Source organism: Tropicimonas sp. S265A (genome assembly GCF_049800835.1).
Taxonomy (GTDB): domain Bacteria; phylum Pseudomonadota; class Alphaproteobacteria; order Rhodobacterales; family Rhodobacteraceae; genus Dinoroseobacter.
On record NZ_JBNAFU010000001.1, the window covers coordinates 1,451,758 to 1,470,401 of the forward strand.

An 18,644-nucleotide genomic window follows, 5' to 3' on the forward strand; every position below is an offset into this window, starting at 1 on the left:
GGAGCGATCATGCAGCAAGGCGCACCGGAATTCGCGCAGCTTTGGCCAACGACCCTGATGCGCCATGCCTTGCCCGGCGCGGCGCAGGCCAACCCGGTTCTGGCGGATGTGATCGGCCAGATGGATGCTGCAAAGTCAGACATGACGACCGATTACCTGTCGGGAGATTTCCTGTCCCATCCGCACCCTGCCATTGCCTGGCTGAAGGCCTGTCTGGATCGCGCGATCCTCGATTACGCGCGGGGGACGGGGGTAACCTATGATCTGGACTGGCACGTTCAGGCGTGGCCGAACGTCAACGGGTTCGGGGATGATCACAACCTGCACAATCACCCCCACAGCTGGCTGTCGGGGACGTATTACGTGCAGGTGCCCGAAGGGGATGAGGCGCCGAAGGGCCGGTCGGATCGCACGCCCAACGCGATCAGCTTCTTCGATCCGCGCCCGCAGGCCAACATGCTGGCCATCAAGGGCGACCCGCAGGTGGATCCCGAACACCGGATGCAGCCGAGGGGCGGAGATGTGCTGATCTGGCCGGGGTTCCTGCACCATCTGGTGCATGTGAACCTGAGCCGGACCGCACGGATCAGCGTGTCTTTCAACGTGATCCTGCGGATGAAACCGGACTACGTGCCCGACTAATCCTCGTTGATGTCCCGGTCGAACGTCTTGACCTGTCCGGCGCGGATGCCCAGCACTCGACGCAAGCCCAGCCAGGCAAAAAGCGACAGGATCGCGAAGGACAGGATCAGCAGCGGCAGCGACTGCGCGAACCCGGCTTCCGCCCCGCCGACGATCAGCGCCAGCCCGACAAGACCCGCGCCGATCCCGAAGCCGAGAAAAATGTAGCCCGGCACGACGACCTCGAGAATGGCGAGGATCAGCCCGGCGGCCAGCCAGACCCAGGGTTCCTGCCACAGCATCAGCCGCGCCCCTTGAGCATCTTGAAGGCATTGCCGAACGCCTCTACCGCGTCGGCGGGCAGAATAACTGTCTGGGTGCCCTGCCCGTTCGCCACGCCGGTGATCGCCTCGACCTGCTTGAGCGCGACCTGATATTGCGCGGCCTCCATCCCGTTGGCCTGAATGGCCGCGGCGACGACCGAAGTGGCGTAAGCTTCGGCGTCCGCCTCCACCCGGCGGGCCTTGGCGGCCTGTTCGGCGGCATAAAGCTCGGCATCTGCGGCCAGTTCCACGGCGCGTTTTTCGCCCTCCGCAGACGTTACCGCCGCTCGGCGGGCCCGCTCGGCATTGAGCTGCTGAAGCATGGCATCGCGCGTGGCCTGATCGAGATTGACATCGAGGATCTCGGCTCGTGTCACCTCGATCCCCCAGCTGTCCACCGCGTCTGCCACGGATTCCTTGATGCGCTCGATCAGGACGTTGCGATTGGCCTGCACCTCGTCGAGTTCCATCTTGCCGATCTCGGCCCGGACGATGCCGGCGACCGTGGTCTGAATGGCGGCGTCCACGTCGCGGATGCGGTAAACCGTGCGCTCGGGTTCCAGAATGCGGTAGAAAACGGAGGTGTCGATCTGCACGAGCACGTTGTCAGAAGTAATCGCATCCTGCGAATTGTTCGGCAGCTGCCGCTCGAGGATGGAGACCTGATGCGCAACCCGGTCCAGAAACGGCACGATGAAGTTGATGCCCGGTCCGAGAACGGAGCGCAGGCGCCCGAAGCGTTCCACCACGTGTTTTTCCGACTGAGGCACGATCCGAATGCCCAGAAACAGGCTGAGCAGCACCAGACCCGCCAACAGCAGGATCACGATGTTGTCGCCGACAAGACCGATCAGAATGTCTTCCATGGAAATGCTCCGAACCTCTTTTTTTGGAATCAGAATGGGCGTCAGCCCCCATGTGTGCAAGGGCGCAGACCGGTCTGTCACCTACAGGGCAAGATTGGGGCGGCGACGTGGTTTCTGTGCACGTCGCCACCCCGGCTGTGCGGCAATGTTCCCGCGATTGCAGTGGATTTGTAGCATCCGACCGCTACCTGCGCGTAAGGGGAGAAACACGGAGGGATTCCCATGTCCACACTCACACGCCGCCAAGCGCTTGCCGCAGGGGCCGCCATGCCGCTCGTGGCCGCCACCGGTGCGCCCGGCTTTGCCATGACCGAAAAGAAGGGCGCATCGAACGCGATCCACCGCCGGATCACATTGGGCGACTTCGAGATCACCACGCTTCTGGCCGGTACCGCCGTCCGTGACGAAATCCAGACGATTTTCGGCATGAATGTCAGCCCCGAGGAGTTCCAGCAGGTCAGCGACGCGAACTTCATTCCCGCTGACAAGGCGCAATTCTTCTTCACCCCGACGCTTGTGAATACCGGGTCGGAAGTTATCCTGTTCGACACCGGCCTGAACCAGGCCGGCATCACCGCCGCTCTGGCAGAGGCGGGCTACGCGCCCTCCGACATCGACACGGTCGTGATCACCCACATGCATGGCGACCATATCGGTGGCCTGATGGACGGTGATGACGAGACATTCGCCGGTGCCAGCTACGTCACAGGCGCGATTGAGCACAACCACTGGGCGGCTGCCGGAAACGAGCGGTTCGACCAGAAGGTTGCACCGCTGAACGACAAGTTCACGTTCCTCGACGATGGCGGCTCAGTCGCCTCGGGTGTCACCGCAACAGCGGCCTTCGGGCATACGCCGGGGCACATGACTTACCGCATCGAAAGCGGTGGGCAATCCATGATGCTGATCGCTGACCTGGCCAACCATCCGGTCTGGTCGCTGGCGCGTCCCGACTGGGAAGTGCGCTTTGACATGGACAAGGCCGGCGCCGCCGCAAGCCGCCGCAACATTCTGGCGACCATCGCTGATGAACGGATGCCGATGATCGGCTATCACATGCCCTTCCCGGCGATAGGGTATGTCGCGACACGCGGAGACGGCTTCGAGTTCGTGCCCCATTCCTACCAACTGGCGTTGTAACACCGTCGCCCCCTCTCTGCTGTACGCGCAGCGGAGAGGGGGCGTCCGGGACCCGTGAGTGGGCGATAGAGTGTCCCGCGCGGCGCACGTCTTCCGCATGCCGGTCCGCGCGGGTCCGTGCCGAGCGTTCAGAGCATCAGCACGTCTGGGCGGCGCCGCGCGAAGGAGGAGGGAGCGCGCGACTGTGTTCCCGCTAATGGCGCATAAATGAACTCCGTCGTTCAGTTTCGCCATACCGTAGTTACGTGACAGGGACGATCGGCAGAAATCCGCTCTTTCAAGGTGTATTTGTTTCAGGTTACTCGCCTAAAAGATGTTTTTTCTGTCTTTCCCGGAATGCACCAGATGACCGATCAAAGCCTCGACGCCTTTCTTTCCACGGCCCACGAGACAGTCGCCACCTTTCCCGAACCATTCCGAGAGATGGCCGCAGAGGTCGCAGTGGTGGTCAAAGACTGGCCTGCAGAGTGGATGTTGCAGGACCTCGACATCGGCGATGCCCGCGATCTGACCGGACTGTATGACGGCATCCCGTTGACCGAGAAATCCACCTTCGATCAACCGACACAGCCCGACACCGTATGGCTGTTCCGCGAACCGATCCTGCTGGAATGGCGCGAGCGCGGGGATGTGGCGCTGCGCGACCTGATCGCCCACGTCACGGTGCACGAGTTTGCCCACCACTTCGGCTGGTCAGATGACGACATCGCTGAAATCGACCGCTGGTGGGAATAGCCCGCCTAGTGGTTGAGCGTGCCTGACGGGTCGCGCCAGCGGTTCACGATCGGATAGCGCCGGTCCAGCCAGAAGGCACGCTTGGTCAGGCGCGCCCCGGGGGCGGACTGATAGCGTTTGTATTCGCTGATGTAGATCAGGTGTTCCACCTTCTTGACCGTGTCCAGGTCGAACCCATCCGAGACCAGATCGGCCACCGACATCTCGTTGTCGATCAACCCTTCGAGAATGGCGTCCAGCACCTCGTAAGGCGGGAGGCTGTCTTCGTCCTTCTGATCCTCGCGCAGTTCGGCCGAGGGCGGCTTGTCGATCACGCGCGGCGGGATCACCTCGCCGGCCGGACCCATCATCCAATCGCGATGGTTGGCGTTGCGCCAGCGGCAGGTCTCGAAAACGCGGGTCTTGTAGAGGTCCTTGATCGGATTGTAGCCGCCGGCCATATCGCCATAGATCGTCGCGTACCCGACCGCGACCTCGGACTTGTTGCCGGTGGTCAGCAGCATTTCTCCGAACTTGTTGCTGAGCGCCATCAGAAGCAGCCCGCGCAACCGCGATTGCACGTTTTCCTCGGCAATTCCGGGATCGGTGCCGTTGAAGAATGGTGAAAGCGCCTCTGACACGGCAGCGCGTGGCCCCGAGATCGGCAGCGTATCCAGCTGACATCCCAGGTTGCGCGCGACGGCGGCGGCATCCTCCAGCGAGTGGTCGGAGGTGTATTCCGAGGGCAGCATCACGCAGCGCACGTTCTCGGGACCGATCGCATCGGCGGCGATAGCTGCCACGATCGCACTGTCGATCCCGCCCGACAGCCCCAACAGCACCTTGCCGAAACCCGATTTCCCCAGATAGTCGCGCAGAGACTGGACCATCACGCGGTAATCGGCTTCCCATTCGCCGGGCAAGCCTGCTTTGTCGGTCTCCGCAATTTCCCAACCCTGTGCGCCTTCGGTCAGGGTCAGGTGGGCAATCGCCTCCTCCATCGCGGGCATTTGCAAAGCCAGCCTGCCATGGCGATTGAGCGCGAAGGATGCGCCATCAAAAACCTGATCATCCTGCGCGCCCACCATGTTCAGATAGATCAACGGCAAGTCGGTCTCGACCACGCGCGCGACCATCAGGTTCAGCCGGGTTTCGTGCTTGTTGCGGTGATAGGGCGACCCGTTCGGCACCAGCAGGATCTCTGCGGCGCTTTCGGCCAGTGTCTCTGTCACATCATCGAACCACGCATCCTCGCAGATCGGTGAGCCGATGCGCAGCGGCCCGATCCGGTAAGGGCCCGACACGGCACCCGAAGAGAACACCCGTTTCTCGTCGAACACCTCGGCATTGGGCAGGTGGTGCTTGTAAGGGCGCGCCACAACCTTGCCGTCCTTAAGGATCGCGTAGGTGTTGTAGAGCGCGTCCCCGTCGATATGCGGGCACCCGATGGCGAGCGCGGGACCATCGGCACAATCGGTCGCCAGCTGGTCGAGGACCCGCTCCGCATCCGCGACGAAGGCAGGCTTCATGACCAGATCCTGTGTCTGGTATCCAGTCAGAAACATCTCCGGCAGGGCCACAAGGTCAGCCCCCGCCGCCTTGCCGGACGCCCAGGCGGCACGCGCTTTCTCGGCGTTTTGCCGCAACGCGCCCAGGGTCGGGTTCAGCTGTGCCAGGGTCAGACGAAAAATATCGCTCATAAACGGTGCCTCATCGTTCTGTTGGCTATGTAACTCCCACATGGGCAGGAGGAAAGCGTGATCGGTCGGCGTCTGCCCGTGGGACCATCCGCGCGCCTTGCCCATTGCCCCCTTTGCCACCGTGATTTAGCTTGCGACCAAAGCCGGGTGGGCAAATGGGCTAGAAACAAGGAGATCGTGGTGCATCGCAAGTCACGGGCAATCAGGATCGGCGCGGCAACCCTGCTGGCCGCAGCGCTGGCGACGGGCGCGCTTGCGCAGGAAGGCAACCGGATCGTCAAGCAGTTTGACGGCGGAGGCATCTACGAGGGCACCTTCCGCGATGGCAAGCAGCATGGCACGGGCACCTACACGCTGCCAAACGGCTATACCTATACCGGCGACTGGGTCGATGGCGAAATCCTCGGCCAGGGCGAGGCGCGCTTTCCAAACGGCTCGGTCTATGTGGGGGCGTTCGTCGCGGGCAAGCCCGAAGGACAGGGCCGGATCACCTTTGCCGACGGCGCGACCTATGAGGGCCAGTGGGCCGATGGCAAGATGAGCGGCGCGGGCGTGGCCAGCTATGCGGACGGGTCCCTGTATGATGGCAGCTTCGCCAATTCGCGCCACAATGGCAAAGGCGTGCTCGAAACGCCGGATGGCTACACCTATGACGGCGATTGGGTGGACGGTGCCAAGACCGGAACCGCGCGCATCACCTATGCAGACGGTTCGATCTACGAGGGCTCGGTCATCGACGGTGTGCGCGAAGGCGAAGGCACCCTGATCATGCCCGATGGCCTGGAGTATTCAGGACAGTGGGCTGCGGGCCAGTTCACCGGTGCGGGGCGACTGGTCCAGCCCAACGGCGATGTCTACGAAGGTGAGCTGGTCGATGGCCGCCGGCAGGGTACGGGCGTGATGACCTACGCCAACGGTTGGACCTATACCGGCAGCTTCGACGACGACCTCCGCCACGGGCTCGGCACGTTCGAAGGACCGGACGGATACCGTTACGAGGGCACCTGGATCAAGGGCAAGATCGAGGGCGACGGCACGGTCAGCTACCCTGACGGGTCGGTCTACACCGGCAGCTTTGTCGACGGCACCCCCGAGGGACAGGGCAAGATCACCTATCCGGATGGCTCCACCTACGAAGGCGGCTGGGTCGCGGGCGTGATTGAGGGCGAAGGCACCGCCACCTATGCCAACGGCATCGTTTACCAGGGCAGCTTTCAGGACGCGCAGACCCACGGGCAAGGCACGATCACCTACCCCGGCGGCTATACCTACACCGGCACATGGGAGTTGGGAGAAAAGCAGGGGCAAGGCACTGCCACCTACGCCGATGGGTCAACCTATAGCGGCGGCTTCGTCGCGGGCCTGCGCGAGGGCGAAGGCACGCTCGTGCGCTCGGACGGCTTCCGCTACGAGGGTACCTGGACCGCTGGGGAGATGAATGGCATGGGCCGCGCGGTCTACACCAATGGCGATGTCTACGAGGGTATGTTCGAGAACGGACGCCGCTCTGGCCAGGGCACCCTCAGCTATATCGGGGGGCAGGTCGAAACCGGCCAGTGGGAAAACGGAGTGCTCGTCACACCGCCCGCAGCGGAGCCCGGCACACAGACCCAGTAACGCCGATCAAGTGAGGTGCCCCGCCGCAGGCCGCGGCACCCCTCTGGCGTCGTCAGGGATCAGAGCGCGCGCGTCAGCGCGTGCCGCTTGTCTAGACCCGCGCGCCAGAGCGCAGCCGCGCAAGAAACTGCTCTGCCTCGGCCAGAACGATTTCGCGGCGATCCCCGTCCATGCGGTCGAAGGTTCGGTACATCTGCGCCATGCGTGGATTTTTATCGAACCGGTCCCGGTGCCGGATCAGGAAATGCCAGTAAAGCAGGTTGAACGGGCACGCCCCCTCCCCGGTCTTCTGCTTGACCTTGTAGGCACAGGTTTTGCAGTGGTTCGACATGCGGTCGATGTATGCGCCCGAAGACACATAGGGCTTTGACCCAAGCACCCCGCCATCGGCGAACTGGCTCATCCCGATCACGTTCGGAGCCTCCACCCACTCATATGCATCTGCATAGACCGCGAGGTACCACTCGTGCACCTGATGCGGATCGACCCCGGCCAGCAAGGCAAAGTTGCCGGTGACCATCAGGCGCTGGATGTGGTGGGCATAGGCCTCGTCGCGCGTCTGCCCGATGGCCTTGGACAGACACAGCATGTCCGTATCGGCATCCCAATAGAACGACGGCAGGTCTGCGTCATGGTCCAGAAAGTTCCGCTGCGTGTATTCGGGCCCTTCGTGGAAATAGATGCCGCGCATGTATTCGCGCCACCCGATGATCTGACGAATAAACCCCTCCACCGCGTTCAGTGGCGCATCGCCCGCGCGGTAGGCGGCTTCTGCGGCGTCGCAGGCCTCGCGCCAGTCCAGAAGTCCGGCATTGACGTACATTGAGATCACCGCGTGATAGAGAAACCGGTTCTCCGACAGCATCGCATCCTGATAATCGCCAAACTTCGGCAGGGCGTTCTGGATGAAATGCGTGAGCGCCCGGCGCGCCTGCGCAGGCTCGGTGGCAAACCAGAACGGGCGCAGCGTGCCGAAATTGCCTCCAAACCGCTCCTCGACAAGGTTCAGGACCTCTTCGACCGTTTCATCCGGCGTGAACTGCATCGGCCCGCCGAAAGCGATGTCATCGGGGGCCGGTTTGCGGTTGTCATGGTCGTAGTTCCATTTCCCGCCCTCGGGCTTGTCGCCATCCATCAGGTAGCCAGTCTTGCGCCGCATCTCGCGGTAGAAATACTCCATCCGCAATTGTTTGCGCCCTTCGGCCCAGGTTTCGAATTCGGCGTGGCTTGCCAGGAACCGCGTGTCCGGCATCTGGTGAACGGGCACGGGGCAGTCCTCCAGCGCCGCGATAAGACGCCATTCTCCGGGCTCGGTCGCGATGACTTCCTCGGCGCCGGTGTCTTCCGCGCGGCGCAGCAACTCCCCCACGATCGAGCCGGTGTTCTGGGGATCGTCGAGGGTCGTATAGGCCACGGTCCAGCCCGCATCCCGCAGCCGTGCCGCGAATTTGCGCATGGCCGCGAACAAGAACGCGATCTTCTTGGGGTGATGCGGAACATAGGACGCCTCGTCCGCAACCTCGGCCATGACCACCGTATCTCTGCCCTTGTCGGCATGGGCAAGCGCAGCGATCTGGTCGGACAGCTGGTCCCCCAACACCAGTACGAGGCGCGGTGCCGCACTCACCACGGAACCTCCGCGCCGGACCAGTCAAAGAATTTGCCGGTATCCTCGGGGGTCAGGCCCTCGATCACATGGACAAGGTGCCCTGCTGCTTTCGCCGGAGGCACTGCCGGGTGACGGCCCAGATACTTCTCGGTGAATTTCGTCGCAACGGTTCCGGGATGCAGCGAAACGATGATCGAATCCTTGTGCGTGCGTGTCATCTCGATCGAGGCGGTGTGCACGATCTGGTTCACTGCCGCCTTGGCCGCGCGGTAGGAGTACCAGCCGCCCAGGCGGTTGTCGCCGATGGACCCGACGCGGGCCGAGAGAACGGCAAAGACACTCCGGCGATCCTTGGGAAGCAGACGCGGCGCATGACGAAGGACCAGTGCGGGGCCCATGGCATTGAGTAAAAACTGTGCAGTCAGCCCTTCTGCGCGCACCTGTCGCAGGGATTTTTCCGGCTCCAGACCGTCGATTTCCAGAGCACCGGTCGCCACGATAACCAGATCGAAAGGTGCTTGCAGCGGCGCAAGCGTGGCTTCGACACTGTCCGGCGACGTGATGTCAAAACCGTCCTTTGATCTGGAAATCTGCGTAATATCAAAGTTTTGTGACAGCTTGGCCACCAAGGCCGCACCAATCCCACCGCTACTGCCCAGCACGAGTGCCCGTTGCATGCCTGCTCCGTCGTTGTCCCTGTGTGGCACTTAGGTCGCAGCGGCAATCTGCCGAGGCAGAAAATTAACCATCTGCGGTTAGCGTGAAGTCAGTCGAGGGAGGACAAAAAAGAAAGAGACGGACGTATGACCAAGATCTTTTCTGCCCTCTGCGCGACCCTGCTGCTTTGCGGACCGGCGGCCGCCCTTGAACTGAACCTCATTCGTACATTTGAAGCCGAGGGTCCTTCCGGACTGACCTACGACCGCACCTATTGCGGGCTCTGGATCGCGAACGAGACCCGGACCGTGCGCATGACCGACCCCTGGGGCAACGAGGTGCGCAGCTTCGAGGCGCCGCTGCATCGCGTTGATGCCATCGCGGTGACCACGGACGGGCTGTTGCTGTCGGACGGGTCCGGCCTTTACCAGAACGTGGACCGGGACGGTCGTCCGCTCGGCGAACCCTTCCGCCTGTCCGCCGCGCTGCGGGACACGGACGGTCTGTATTATGACGGGCAGACGCGGGATTACTGGGTTGCCGATGACACGGCGGCGGAAATCGTCCAGATCGGTGAGGACGGCGTGACGCGCCGTCGGCTGATCGGGTACATGCAGCAACCCCAGTTGATGGAACCGCAGGGCGTCACCGTTGATCCGGTGCATGGCACGGTCCTGGTGGTGGACGATGCAGATGCCTCCGACAGCCTGTTCGAGTTTTCGCCCGAAGGCACGCTTTTGTCGGTCACCAGCCTTGAGTTCGCAGGTTACGATGCCGAGGGCATCACCGTGAACGCCGAAGGCAGTCAGGTCTACGTGGCCTTCGACGATGGCCACACTGTTGCGGTATTCGATTACAAACCCTCCGCCATGGCCCGTCTTGGGGAGCCCCTGCCCTCGGCCTGCGTGATTTCGGCCTTGGAATTCGAGCGTTCGCCCGTATAAAGGGCGCATGACGTTCACGGTTTCACATAAAACCCCGCTGCAGCGCGCCGCCTTCGGTGCGCTTTCGGCTGCGCGTCTCCTTCTTCTTAGCCGCCTCTGAGCGTGCCGTCCGGCGCGACCGCTCAGAGGTATCTTCCGCGCCTTCATCGCGACTGAGACAACGGCTAACCACAGAGACACCAAAATGACCCAGACATCCGACCAAGACCGCGTGTTGATCTTCGACACGACGTTGCGCGACGGCGAGCAATCCCCCGGCGCGACCATGACCCATGACGAGAAGCTGGAAATTGCCGGCATGCTCGACGAGATGGGTGTGGACATCATCGAGGCGGGCTTCCCCATCGCCTCGGACGGCGACTTCGAAGCCGTCAGCGAAATCGCGCGCCGGGCGCAGACATCCGTGATCTGCGGGCTTGCACGCGCCAATTTCAAGGATATCGACCGGTGTTGGGAGGCCGTGCGCCACGCCAAGCGCCCGCGCATTCACACGTTTATCGGCACCTCGCCGCTGCACCGGGCGATCCCGAACCTGACCATGGACGAGATGGCCGACCGCATCCACGACACCGTCACTCATGCGCGCAACCTGTGTGACAACGTGCAATGGTCGCCGATGGACGCCACGCGGACGGAATACGACTACCTCTGTCGTGTGATCGAAATTGCGATCAAGGCTGGTGCGATGACAATCAACATCCCCGACACGGTGGGCTACACCGCCCCGCGTGAAAGTGCCGACCTGATCGCGCGCTTGATCGCGGACGTGCCCGGCGCGGACGAGGTGACTTTCGCGACCCACTGCCACAATGATCTGGGCATGGCGACCGCCAACGCGCTGGCCGCGGTGGATGCCGGCGCGCGCCAGATCGAATGCACCATCAACGGTCTGGGCGAGCGCGCGGGCAACACCGCACTGGAGGAGGTCGTGATGGCGCTGCGTGTGCGCAATGACATCATGCCGTTCCAGACCGGGATCGACACCACCAAGATCATCAACATCTCGCGCCGGGTCGCTTCCGTGTCGGGCTTTCCGGTGCAGTTCAACAAGGCCATCGTGGGCAAGAACGCCTTTGCGCACGAGTCGGGTATCCACCAGGACGGGATGCTCAAGAACGCCGAGACGTTCGAGATCATGCGCCCGTCGGATATCGGGCTGAGCGACACCAATCTGGTGATGGGCAAGCATTCGGGCCGCGCGGCCCTGCGTGCCAAGCTGAAGGACCTGGGCCACGATCTGGCCGACAACCAGCTCAATGACGTGTTCGTCCGGTTCAAGGCGCTCGCAGACCGCAAGAAAGAGGTCTATGACGAGGACCTGATCGCGCTGATGCAGGACAGTGCGGACACAGCACCGGACCATATCCAGGTGAAGTTCCTGCGTGTGATCTGCGGAACGGAAGCACCGCAATCAGCGGACCTGACCCTGACCATCGATGGCCTGGACCATCAGGTCACCGCGCAAGGCGACGGCCCGGTCGATGCAACCTTCAACGCGGTGAAGGCATTGTTTCCACATGAGGCACGATTGCAGCTCTACCAGGTGCACGCGGTGACCGAAGGGACCGATGCGCAGGCAACCGTTACCGTCCGGATGGAGGAAGATGGCAAGATCGTCACAGGCCAGTCCGCCGATACAGACACGGTCGTGGCCTCTGCCAAAGCCTATGTCGGCGCGCTGAACCGACTGATCGTGCGGCGTACGAAAGCGGGCAAAGACGGTAAGGAAATCAGCTACAAAGACGTCAGCTGAACCAAGGCGCCGGGCAGGCAACTGCGCCTGTCCGGACGCAGTCGGGCGATGTTCTGCCGAATTGGGCCGTGAATCGCCTTTACCAAGTTTTGTGTAGGGTTCATTAAGTTGGAAACAATCCGTGGGGGCTAAACCCGCGCAAAGACGATTCTTGGCTGAGGTAGACGGGCATGTTTGGTGGCTTCTCGCTGTTTTCTTCTGATATGGCGATTGATCTGGGGACGGCGAACACGCTGGTCTACGTAAAGGGCAAGGGCATCGTTCTGAACGAGCCTTCGGTGGTCGCCTATCACGTCAAGGACGGCAAGAAACAGGTATTGGCTGTGGGCGAGGATGCCAAGCTGATGCTGGGACGAACCCCCGGCTCCATCGAAGCGATCCGCCCGATGCGCGAAGGCGTGATAGCCGATTTCGACGTCGCCGAGGAGATGATCAAGCATTTCATCCGCAAGGTCGCCAAGCGCTCGACGTTTTCAAAGCCAAAGATCATCGTCTGCGTGCCCCATGGCGCGACCCCGGTTGAAAAACGCGCCATTCGCCAATCGGTCATGGGGGCGGGTGCCCGGCGTGCCGGGCTGATCGCCGAACCGATTGCCGCCGCAATCGGAGCGGGCATGCCGATCACCGATCCGACCGGGTCCATGGTCGTCGATATCGGCGGTGGGACGACCGAGGTGGCTGTGCTGTCTTTGGGCGATATCGTCTACGCCCGCTCCATCCGGGTCGGGGGCGACCGCATGGACGAGGCGATCATCAGTTACCTGCGCCGCCAGCAAAACCTGCTGATCGGGGAATCGACGGCCGAACGGATCAAGACCTCCATCGGCACGTCCCGCATGCCCGATGACGGGCGTGGGGCCGTGATGCACATTCGCGGGCGTGACCTGCTGAACGGCGTGCCGAAGGAAACCGAACTCAATCAGGCGCAGGTGGCCGAGGCGTTGGCCGAACCTGTCCAGCAGATTTGCGAGGCTGTGATGACCGCGCTCGAGGCGACCCCGCCCGATCTGGCCGCGGACATCGTGGACCGCGGCGTCATGCTCACAGGCGGCGGTGCGCTTCTGGGCGAGCTGGATCTGGCGCTGCGCGAGCAAACCGGTTTGCCCATTTCTATTGCCGACGAGTCGCTCAATTGTGTAGCCTTGGGCACCGGCAAGGCGCTGGAATACGAAAAACAACTGCGCCATACAATCGACTACGACAGCTAAGAGCAGACGCAAATCTCTCGCTGAGGAGCAGCCTTGGCAAGACATCGATACGACGAGGAAGACCATTTCAAGCCGATCCGCCGCGTGCTGATCGGGACACTTGTGGTGTGTCTGCTGGGTATTTTCCTGCTGTGGCGGATCGATAGCCCCCGGGTGGAACGCTTGCGCGCCCAGATCGTCGAGCAGATCGTGCCGGGGTTCGACTGGATCATGGCCCCTGTCACGTCGCTGGTCCGGATGGGCGAAGGGTTCGAATCCTACGCGCGGCTGTATGAACAGAACGAAGAGTTGCGACGCGAGTTGCAGCAGATGAAGGCGTGGCGCGAGGCGGCGTTGCAGCTGGAGCTGGAAAACGCGCGCCTGCTGGACCTGAACAACGTGCAGATCGACCCGGAACTGACCTTCATCACCGGTGTCGTAACCGCCGACAGTGCCTCGCCCTTCCGACGCTCGATCCTGCTGAATGTCGGCTCCGAGGACGGCGTGCGCGATGGATGGGCGACGATGGATGGCCTGGGTCTTGTGGGCCGGATCGCGGGTACAAGCCGTCGCACCGCGCGGGTGTTGTTGCTGACCGATCCGTCGAGCCGCGTGCCCGTGACGATCCAGCCTTCGGGGCAGAACGCGATGCTGGTGGGTGATAACTCCGCGGCGCCGCGCATCGATTTTATCGAGGCCACTGAACAAGTGCGGCCGGGTGACCGGGTCGTGACCTCGGGCGACGGGGGGGTGTTCCCCGCCGACCTGCTTGTGGGGTCGGTCGCCCTGGGCACCGACCGACGGTTCAGGCTGCGGCTGGCGGCGGATTACGAGCGGCTGGAGTTCCTGCGCGTGCTGCGCAGCGCGCCGGCCCGCCCGGTGGAGGACGCCCGCCCCATCGACGGGCGGGTTGATCCGGAAACCGATGACGACCCGATTGCCGCTCTGGACGCGGAGGCCGCCGATGGCTGAACGCGCCAATTTCCAGACGTGGGTGCTGCGTGCGCTCTTTCTTGGGCTGGTGCTGGCCATATTGCTGCACGGGCTCTTGCCGCTGGATGTCGGCGCACCACGCATTCCCGGCCCGGACCTGATCCTGTGTCTGGTTCTGGCGTGGGTGCAGCGGCGACCGGATGTCCTGACCGCGCCGCTGATCGCCGGCACGATCCTGCTGGCCGATTTCCTGCTGATGCGGCCGCCCGGGCTCTGGGCCGTGCTGGTCCTGATCGGGTCCGAGGTTCTGCGCCGCCGGGCCTACCGCGCGGAAGCGACGCCCATCGTTCTGGAGATGGGGATCGTGACCGTGGCCATCGCGGGCATGATGATCGCGCAGCGCCTGATCCTGACCATTCTCTTCGTCGATCAGCCGCCCGTCACCGCAGAAATGCTGCATTTTCTGACGACGGTCGCGGCCTATCCTGTTGTTGCCGTCGCGAGCGTCTATGTGTTCGGCATCAGAGCCCATACCGGAGATGACGGAGGGCTGCGCACATGAAGCGTCCTGACAAAGATCAGGCCGCATCCAGCCGGATGCTCACCCGCCGCGGCCTCGTGGTGGGCGGGTTGATGGGCAGCGTGCTGGGCGTTCTGGCCTTGCGGATGCGCACGCTTCAGGTCGAACAGGCAGAACAGTTCCGGTTCCTTGCCGAAGAAAACCGCATCAACATTCGGCTAATCCCCCCGGCGCGCGGACTGATCTACGATCGCAATGGCGTTCTGCTGGCAGGCAACGCCCCGAACTACAAGGTCGTCATCACGCGCGAAGAAGCAGGCGATGTGGACGCGGTTCTGGAAACGCTGACCTCCATCGTGCCGCTGCCCGAAGATGATCTTGAGCGCGCGCGGCGGGAGATTTCGCGCCGCTCGGCCTTTGTGCCGGTGACCGTGGCGGACCGCCTGACATGGGAGCAGTTTTCCGAGATCGCGGTGAACGCCCCGGCCCTGCCGGGCATCACGACCGAGGTCGGCCTGTCGCGCTTCTACCCTCTGGAGGGTGATTTCGCCCATTCCATCGGCTATGTCGGTCCGGTGTCCGACTTCGACCTGGAACGGTTGAACGACGATGACCCGCTACTGCAAATCCCGCGCTTTCAGATCGGCAAGACCGGGATTGAGGCCAAGTACGAACTGGACTTGCGCGGCAGCGCCGGGACCAGCCGGATCGAGGTCAACGCCGCTGGACGGGTCATGCGGGAACTGGACCGGCAGGACGGGCAAACCGGCGACAGCCTGCAATTGACGCTGGATCACGCACTCCAGAACTACACCGAGGCCCGGCTGGAGGGTGAAAGCGCCGCCGTGGTCGTGATGGATGTCGAACAGGGCGATATCCGAGCGATTGCCTCCGCCCCGTCCTTCGATCCGAACAAGTTCGTTCGGGGCATCTCTGGCCCGGATTACCGCGCGCTTCTGAACGACGAATACCGCCCGCTTGCCGACAAGACCGTGCAGGGCACCTATCCGCCCGGGTCCACCTTCAAGATGCTGACCGCGCTTGCCGCGCTGGAAGAAGGCGTCATCGGTCCGGAGGAACGCGTCTGGTGCCCAGGCTTCCAGCGGCTCGGCAGGCGGCGCTTTCACTGCTGGAAACGCGGCGGGCACGGCTGGATGAACCTTGTCGACAGCCTGCGGCAGAGCTGCGACGTCTACTACTACGAGATCAGCCAGCGCGTCGGCATCGACAAGATCGCCGCGATGGCGAACCGGTTCGGCCTCGGCGTGAAGTTCGACCTGCCCATGTCTGCCGTCTCCGAAGGCTTGATCCCCACCCGCGCGTGGAAGGAGGCCAATCGGGGCGAGGGCTGGCAGGTTGGCGACACGCTCAACTCTTCCATCGGGCAGGGGTTTGTGCTGGCTTCGCCTTTGCAGCTTGCGGTGATGACGGCCCGACTGGCCACCGGGCGCGCAGTGGAGCCGCGGCTGGTGCGCGCCGTGAACGACGTGCCGCGACCGGTCGAACAGGCCCCGATGCTGGGCGTGCGCCGCCTGCACATGGACCTGGTGCAGCGCGCGATGTACGAGACATCAAACCTGCGCAGTGGCACGGCCTACCGGTCGCGCATCGCGGAGGACGAGTTCAAGCTGGCGGGCAAGACCGGAACCAGTCAGGTGCGCAACATCACCGCCGAAGAGCGCGCACGGGGCGTGTTCCGGAACGAGGATCTGCCCTGGAACCGGCGCGATCACGCGCTTTTCGTGGGCTACGCGCCCTATGACAATCCGAAATACGCGATCTCGGTCGTGGTCGAACATGGCGGCGGCGGGTCAAAGGCCGCAGCCCCGATTGCGCGCGATGTCCTTTTGCAAGCACTCTACGGGGAGTTGCCCCCGCTCAGCGCCTATCCGAGCCACCAGCGCAACATGATCGAAGAGCAGCGGAAGAAACTGAAGCTGCGCCCACGGCAGGAACCCGAACAAGGCCGGAGCCGCGCGTGAGTTATCTTGAATACAACGTCAAGCGGGTGCCATCGGGTCTGTCGAAGGTCCTGCACCTGAACTGGCCGTTGATCCTGCTGATCTGTGCGGTCGCCTCATTCGGGTTCCTGATGCTTTATTCGGTGGCGGGCGGCTCGATGACCCCCTGGGTGGAGCCGCAGATGAAGCGGTTTGCGCTGGGGATGGTCGCGATGTTCATCGTGGCCTTTGTGCCGATCTGGTTCTGGCGCAACGTCGCGACGCTTGGATACCTGGTGGCGATGGCCTTGCTGGTTGCGGTGGAATTCGTGGGCGTTGTCGGCATGGGGGCGCAGCGCTGGATCGATCTGGGCTTCATGCGGCTGCAACCGTCAGAGTTGATGAAGATCACGCTGATCATGCTGCTGGCGGCCTATTACGACGTGCTTGACATTAAGAAGGTGTCGCGGCCCCTCTGGGTGGCGATCCCGGTCGGTCTGATCCTGCTACCGGTGTTTCTGGTCCTCAAACAGCCTGATCTCGGCACCTCGATCCTGCTGACGGCGGGCGGTGGCGTCGTGATGTTCGCGGCGGGCGTGCATTGGCTGTATTTCGCGGTCGTGATTGCCGCCGGGGTGGCCCTTGTGGCGGCGGTCTTCTACTCCCGCGGGACGGATTGGCAGCTGCTGAAAGACTACCAGTTCCGCCGGATCGACACGTTTCTGAACCCCGAGAACGATCCGCTCGGGGCGGGTTATCACATCACCCAGTCGAAGATCGCGCTGGGGTCCGGTGGGTGGACCGGGCGCGGGTTCATGGAGGGTACGCAAAGCCGCCTGAACTTCCTGCCCGAGAAACACACCGATTTCATCTTCACCACGCTGGCGGAGGAGTTCGGGTTTCTGGGCGGCGTGTCGTTGCTCATCCTGTACGGATTGATCATCGCGTTTTGCCTGATCTCCGCGATGCGGGCCAAGGACCGGTTCTCCGGGCTGCTGATCGTCGGTATCGCGGCCACGTTCTTCTTCTTCTTTGCGGTCAACATGGCGATGGTCATGGGGCTCGCACCGGTCGTGGGTGTGCCGCTGCCGCTGGTCAGTTATGGCGGGTCTGCGATGCTGGTCCTGATGGTCGGGTTCGGCCTTGTGCAATCCGCGCATATTCACCGACCGAGGTAAGCCATGCCACGCATCCTGTTCGCCGCCGCCGAGGCCCGGTGGGCGCAGTACGAAGCCCCCCTGCGCACCGCACTGGCCGAAGCAGGAATAGAAGCCCGGCTGGACTGCGACGCCTCCGCTCCCGAAACCGTCGATTACATGATCTTTGCTCCGAACGGCGCGATTGAGGATTTTCGTCCCTTTTGCAGCTTGAAGGCGGTGCTGAACCTCTGGGCCGGTGTGGAAGATGTGGTGGGCAACCCGACGCTGACCGTGCCACTGGCCCGGATGGTCGATACAGGGCTGACCGAGGGCATGGTGGAATGGTGCGTGGGCCAGACCCTCCGTCACCACTTGGGCCTTGATCGCCAGATCACCACGCAAGACGGGGTGTGGCGGCATTTCGACTGGATTCCCCCGCTGGCGCGCAATCGCAAGGTCTGTGTTCTGGGGCTCGGTGCACTCGGCAGTGCCGTTGCGCGGACGCTGGTCTCGCTCAACTTTCAGGTCAGCGGCTACAGTCGCAGCCCCAAGCAGATCGACGGGGTCACCTGTTTCAGCGGGGCTGACATGACAGAAGCCCTGCGCGATGCCGAGATCGCGATTGCGCTTTTCCCGTATACCCCGGCAACTGACAGTATCCTTGACGCAGATGCGTTCGCGGCCATGGCGCATGGCGGGGTAATCCTGAACCCGGGGCGCGGCGGATTGATCGATGACGCGGCGTTGCTTGCGGCACTGGACTCAGGCCAGATCGGGCAGGCGACGCTGGATGTGTTCCGTACCGAGCCGCTGCCACCGGATCACGCCTACTGGGCACATCCGAAGGTGACAGTGACCCCGCACATCGCGTCTGAGACGCGGCCCGAAACGGCGGCGCGCGTGATTGTCGAGAACATCCGACGGGGCGAGGCAGGCCTGCCGTTCATCAACCTCGTGGACCGCGTGGCAGGATACTGAAGC

17 protein-coding genes are annotated in these 18,644 nt (G+C 63.1%); 12 read left to right on the plus strand and 5 right to left on the minus strand.

The window, feature by feature from the left end:
- The first annotated feature begins 9 nt into the window (after positions 1-9).
- Positions 10-642 (plus strand): TIGR02466 family protein, encoded by a 633-nt coding sequence (locus ACP15N_RS07215; RefSeq protein ID WP_425091538.1) that lies wholly within the window; start codon positions 10-12, stop codon positions 640-642.
- Here ACP15N_RS07215 and ACP15N_RS07220 read toward each other — a convergent pair.
- Both ACP15N_RS07220 and ACP15N_RS07225 read right to left on the minus strand, forming a co-directional pair.
- Positions 639-923 carry an NfeD family protein gene (locus ACP15N_RS07220; RefSeq protein ID WP_425091539.1) on the minus strand — a complete coding sequence of 95 codons (285 nt, stop codon included), beginning with the start codon at positions 921-923 and terminating at the stop codon, positions 639-641. The genes ACP15N_RS07215 and ACP15N_RS07220 overlap by 4 nt on opposite strands.
- On the minus strand, positions 923-1,810 hold the full coding sequence (locus ACP15N_RS07225; RefSeq protein ID WP_425091540.1) for an SPFH domain-containing protein: 888 nt from the start codon (positions 1,808-1,810) through the stop codon (positions 923-925). Before ACP15N_RS07225 ends, ACP15N_RS07220 begins: the two co-directional genes overlap by 1 nt.
- Positions 1,811-2,032: 222 nt before the next feature.
- On the opposite strand from ACP15N_RS07225, the gene ACP15N_RS07230 reads away from it, so the two are divergent.
- Together ACP15N_RS07230 and ACP15N_RS07235 are read left to right on the plus strand one after the other, a co-directional pair.
- A complete protein-coding gene (locus ACP15N_RS07230; RefSeq protein ID WP_425091541.1) occupies positions 2,033-2,950 on the plus strand; it encodes an MBL fold metallo-hydrolase in 918 nt (305 codons plus the stop codon).
- 345 nt (positions 2,951-3,295) lie between these two features.
- Positions 3,296-3,685, plus strand: coding sequence for a metallopeptidase family protein (locus ACP15N_RS07235; RefSeq protein ID WP_425091542.1), 390 nt, complete (start codon positions 3,296-3,298; stop codon positions 3,683-3,685).
- A gap of 5 nt (positions 3,686-3,690) precedes the next feature.
- Here the strand turns inward: ACP15N_RS07235 and ACP15N_RS07240 are convergent, their stop codons facing one another.
- Positions 3,691-5,364: an NAD+ synthase gene (locus ACP15N_RS07240; RefSeq protein ID WP_425091543.1), complete on the minus strand. Its 1,674-nt coding sequence runs from the start codon at positions 5,362-5,364 to the stop codon at positions 3,691-3,693.
- 180 nt (positions 5,365-5,544) lie between these two features.
- Here ACP15N_RS07240 and ACP15N_RS07245 point away from each other — a divergent pair, with 180 nt between their 5' ends.
- Positions 5,545-6,981: a 2-isopropylmalate synthase gene (locus ACP15N_RS07245; RefSeq protein ID WP_425091544.1), complete on the plus strand. Its 1,437-nt coding sequence runs from the start codon at positions 5,545-5,547 to the stop codon at positions 6,979-6,981.
- A 91-nt stretch (positions 6,982-7,072) separates the two neighbouring features.
- Here the strand turns inward: ACP15N_RS07245 and ACP15N_RS07250 are convergent, their stop codons facing one another.
- Positions 7,073-8,608 (minus strand): cryptochrome/photolyase family protein, encoded by a 1,536-nt coding sequence (locus tag ACP15N_RS07250; protein ID WP_425091545.1) that lies wholly within the window; start codon positions 8,606-8,608, stop codon positions 7,073-7,075.
- Entirely contained in the window at positions 8,605-9,267 is a 663-nt protein-coding gene (locus ACP15N_RS07255; RefSeq protein ID WP_425091546.1) for a C factor, cell signaling protein, read from the minus strand. Before ACP15N_RS07255 ends, ACP15N_RS07250 begins: the two co-directional genes overlap by 4 nt.
- A gap of 126 nt (positions 9,268-9,393) precedes the next feature.
- Between ACP15N_RS07255 and ACP15N_RS07260 the strand changes: the two genes are divergently transcribed.
- The 8 genes from ACP15N_RS07260 to ACP15N_RS07295 all read left to right on the plus strand — a co-directional run bounded on the left by ACP15N_RS07260 (position 9,394) and on the right by ACP15N_RS07295 (position 18,641).
- A complete protein-coding gene (locus tag ACP15N_RS07260; RefSeq protein ID WP_425091547.1) occupies positions 9,394-10,191 on the plus strand; it encodes a hypothetical protein in 798 nt (265 codons plus the stop codon).
- Between the two features lie 184 nt (positions 10,192-10,375).
- Positions 10,376-11,944, plus strand: coding sequence for a 2-isopropylmalate synthase (locus ACP15N_RS07265; RefSeq protein ID WP_425091548.1), 1,569 nt, complete (start codon positions 10,376-10,378; stop codon positions 11,942-11,944).
- Positions 11,945-12,114: 170 nt separating this feature from the next.
- Entirely contained in the window at positions 12,115-13,152 is a 1,038-nt protein-coding gene (locus ACP15N_RS07270) for a rod shape-determining protein (protein ID WP_425091549.1), read from the plus strand.
- 33 nt (positions 13,153-13,185) lie between these two features.
- Complete coding sequence (mreC, locus tag ACP15N_RS07275; protein WP_425091550.1) at positions 13,186-14,103, plus strand: rod shape-determining protein MreC; 918 nt, start codon at positions 13,186-13,188, stop codon at positions 14,101-14,103.
- Complete coding sequence (locus ACP15N_RS07280; protein ID WP_425091551.1) at positions 14,096-14,626, plus strand: rod shape-determining protein MreD; 531 nt, start codon at positions 14,096-14,098, stop codon at positions 14,624-14,626. The genes mreC and ACP15N_RS07280 overlap by 8 nt, the downstream gene beginning before the upstream one ends.
- Positions 14,623-16,566 (plus strand): penicillin-binding protein 2, encoded by a 1,944-nt coding sequence (gene mrdA, locus ACP15N_RS07285; protein ID WP_425091552.1) that lies wholly within the window; start codon positions 14,623-14,625, stop codon positions 16,564-16,566. Before ACP15N_RS07280 ends, mrdA begins: the two co-directional genes overlap by 4 nt.
- Positions 16,563-17,702: a rod shape-determining protein RodA gene (gene rodA / locus ACP15N_RS07290; RefSeq protein WP_425091553.1), complete on the plus strand. Its 1,140-nt coding sequence runs from the start codon at positions 16,563-16,565 to the stop codon at positions 17,700-17,702. The genes mrdA and rodA overlap by 4 nt, the downstream gene beginning before the upstream one ends.
- A 3-nt stretch (positions 17,703-17,705) precedes the next feature.
- The gene (locus ACP15N_RS07295) at positions 17,706-18,641 is read left to right on the plus strand and encodes a 2-hydroxyacid dehydrogenase (RefSeq protein WP_425091554.1); all 936 of its coding nucleotides are present in this window, start codon (positions 17,706-17,708) and stop codon (positions 18,639-18,641) included.
- Positions 18,642-18,644 lie beyond the last annotated feature (3 nt).

Bases quoted from the DNA above. Each gene is read 5' to 3' on its own strand.
- ACP15N_RS07215 (WP_425091538.1), top strand. From the start codon at position 10: ATGCAGCAAGGCGCACCGGAATTCGCGCAGCTTTGGCCAACGACCCTG.
- ACP15N_RS07220 (WP_425091539.1), bottom strand. From the start codon at position 923: ATGCTGTGGCAGGAACCCTGGGTCTGGCTGGCCGCCGGGCTGATCCTC.
- ACP15N_RS07225 (WP_425091540.1), bottom strand. From the start codon at position 1,810: ATGGAAGACATTCTGATCGGTCTTGTCGGCGACAACATCGTGATCCTG.
- ACP15N_RS07230 (WP_425091541.1), top strand. From the start codon at position 2,033: ATGTCCACACTCACACGCCGCCAAGCGCTTGCCGCAGGGGCCGCCATG.
- ACP15N_RS07235 (WP_425091542.1), top strand. From the start codon at position 3,296: ATGACCGATCAAAGCCTCGACGCCTTTCTTTCCACGGCCCACGAGACA.
- ACP15N_RS07240 (WP_425091543.1), bottom strand. From the start codon at position 5,364: ATGAGCGATATTTTTCGTCTGACCCTGGCACAGCTGAACCCGACCCTG.
- ACP15N_RS07255 (WP_425091546.1), bottom strand. From the start codon at position 9,267: ATGCAACGGGCACTCGTGCTGGGCAGTAGCGGTGGGATTGGTGCGGCC.
- ACP15N_RS07260 (WP_425091547.1), top strand. From the start codon at position 9,394: ATGACCAAGATCTTTTCTGCCCTCTGCGCGACCCTGCTGCTTTGCGGA.
- ACP15N_RS07265 (WP_425091548.1), top strand. From the start codon at position 10,376: ATGACCCAGACATCCGACCAAGACCGCGTGTTGATCTTCGACACGACG.
- ACP15N_RS07270 (WP_425091549.1), top strand. From the start codon at position 12,115: ATGTTTGGTGGCTTCTCGCTGTTTTCTTCTGATATGGCGATTGATCTG.
- ACP15N_RS07280 (WP_425091551.1), top strand. From the start codon at position 14,096: ATGGCTGAACGCGCCAATTTCCAGACGTGGGTGCTGCGTGCGCTCTTT.
- mrdA (WP_425091552.1), top strand. From the start codon at position 14,623: ATGAAGCGTCCTGACAAAGATCAGGCCGCATCCAGCCGGATGCTCACC.
- ACP15N_RS07295 (WP_425091554.1), top strand. From the start codon at position 17,706: ATGCCACGCATCCTGTTCGCCGCCGCCGAGGCCCGGTGGGCGCAGTAC.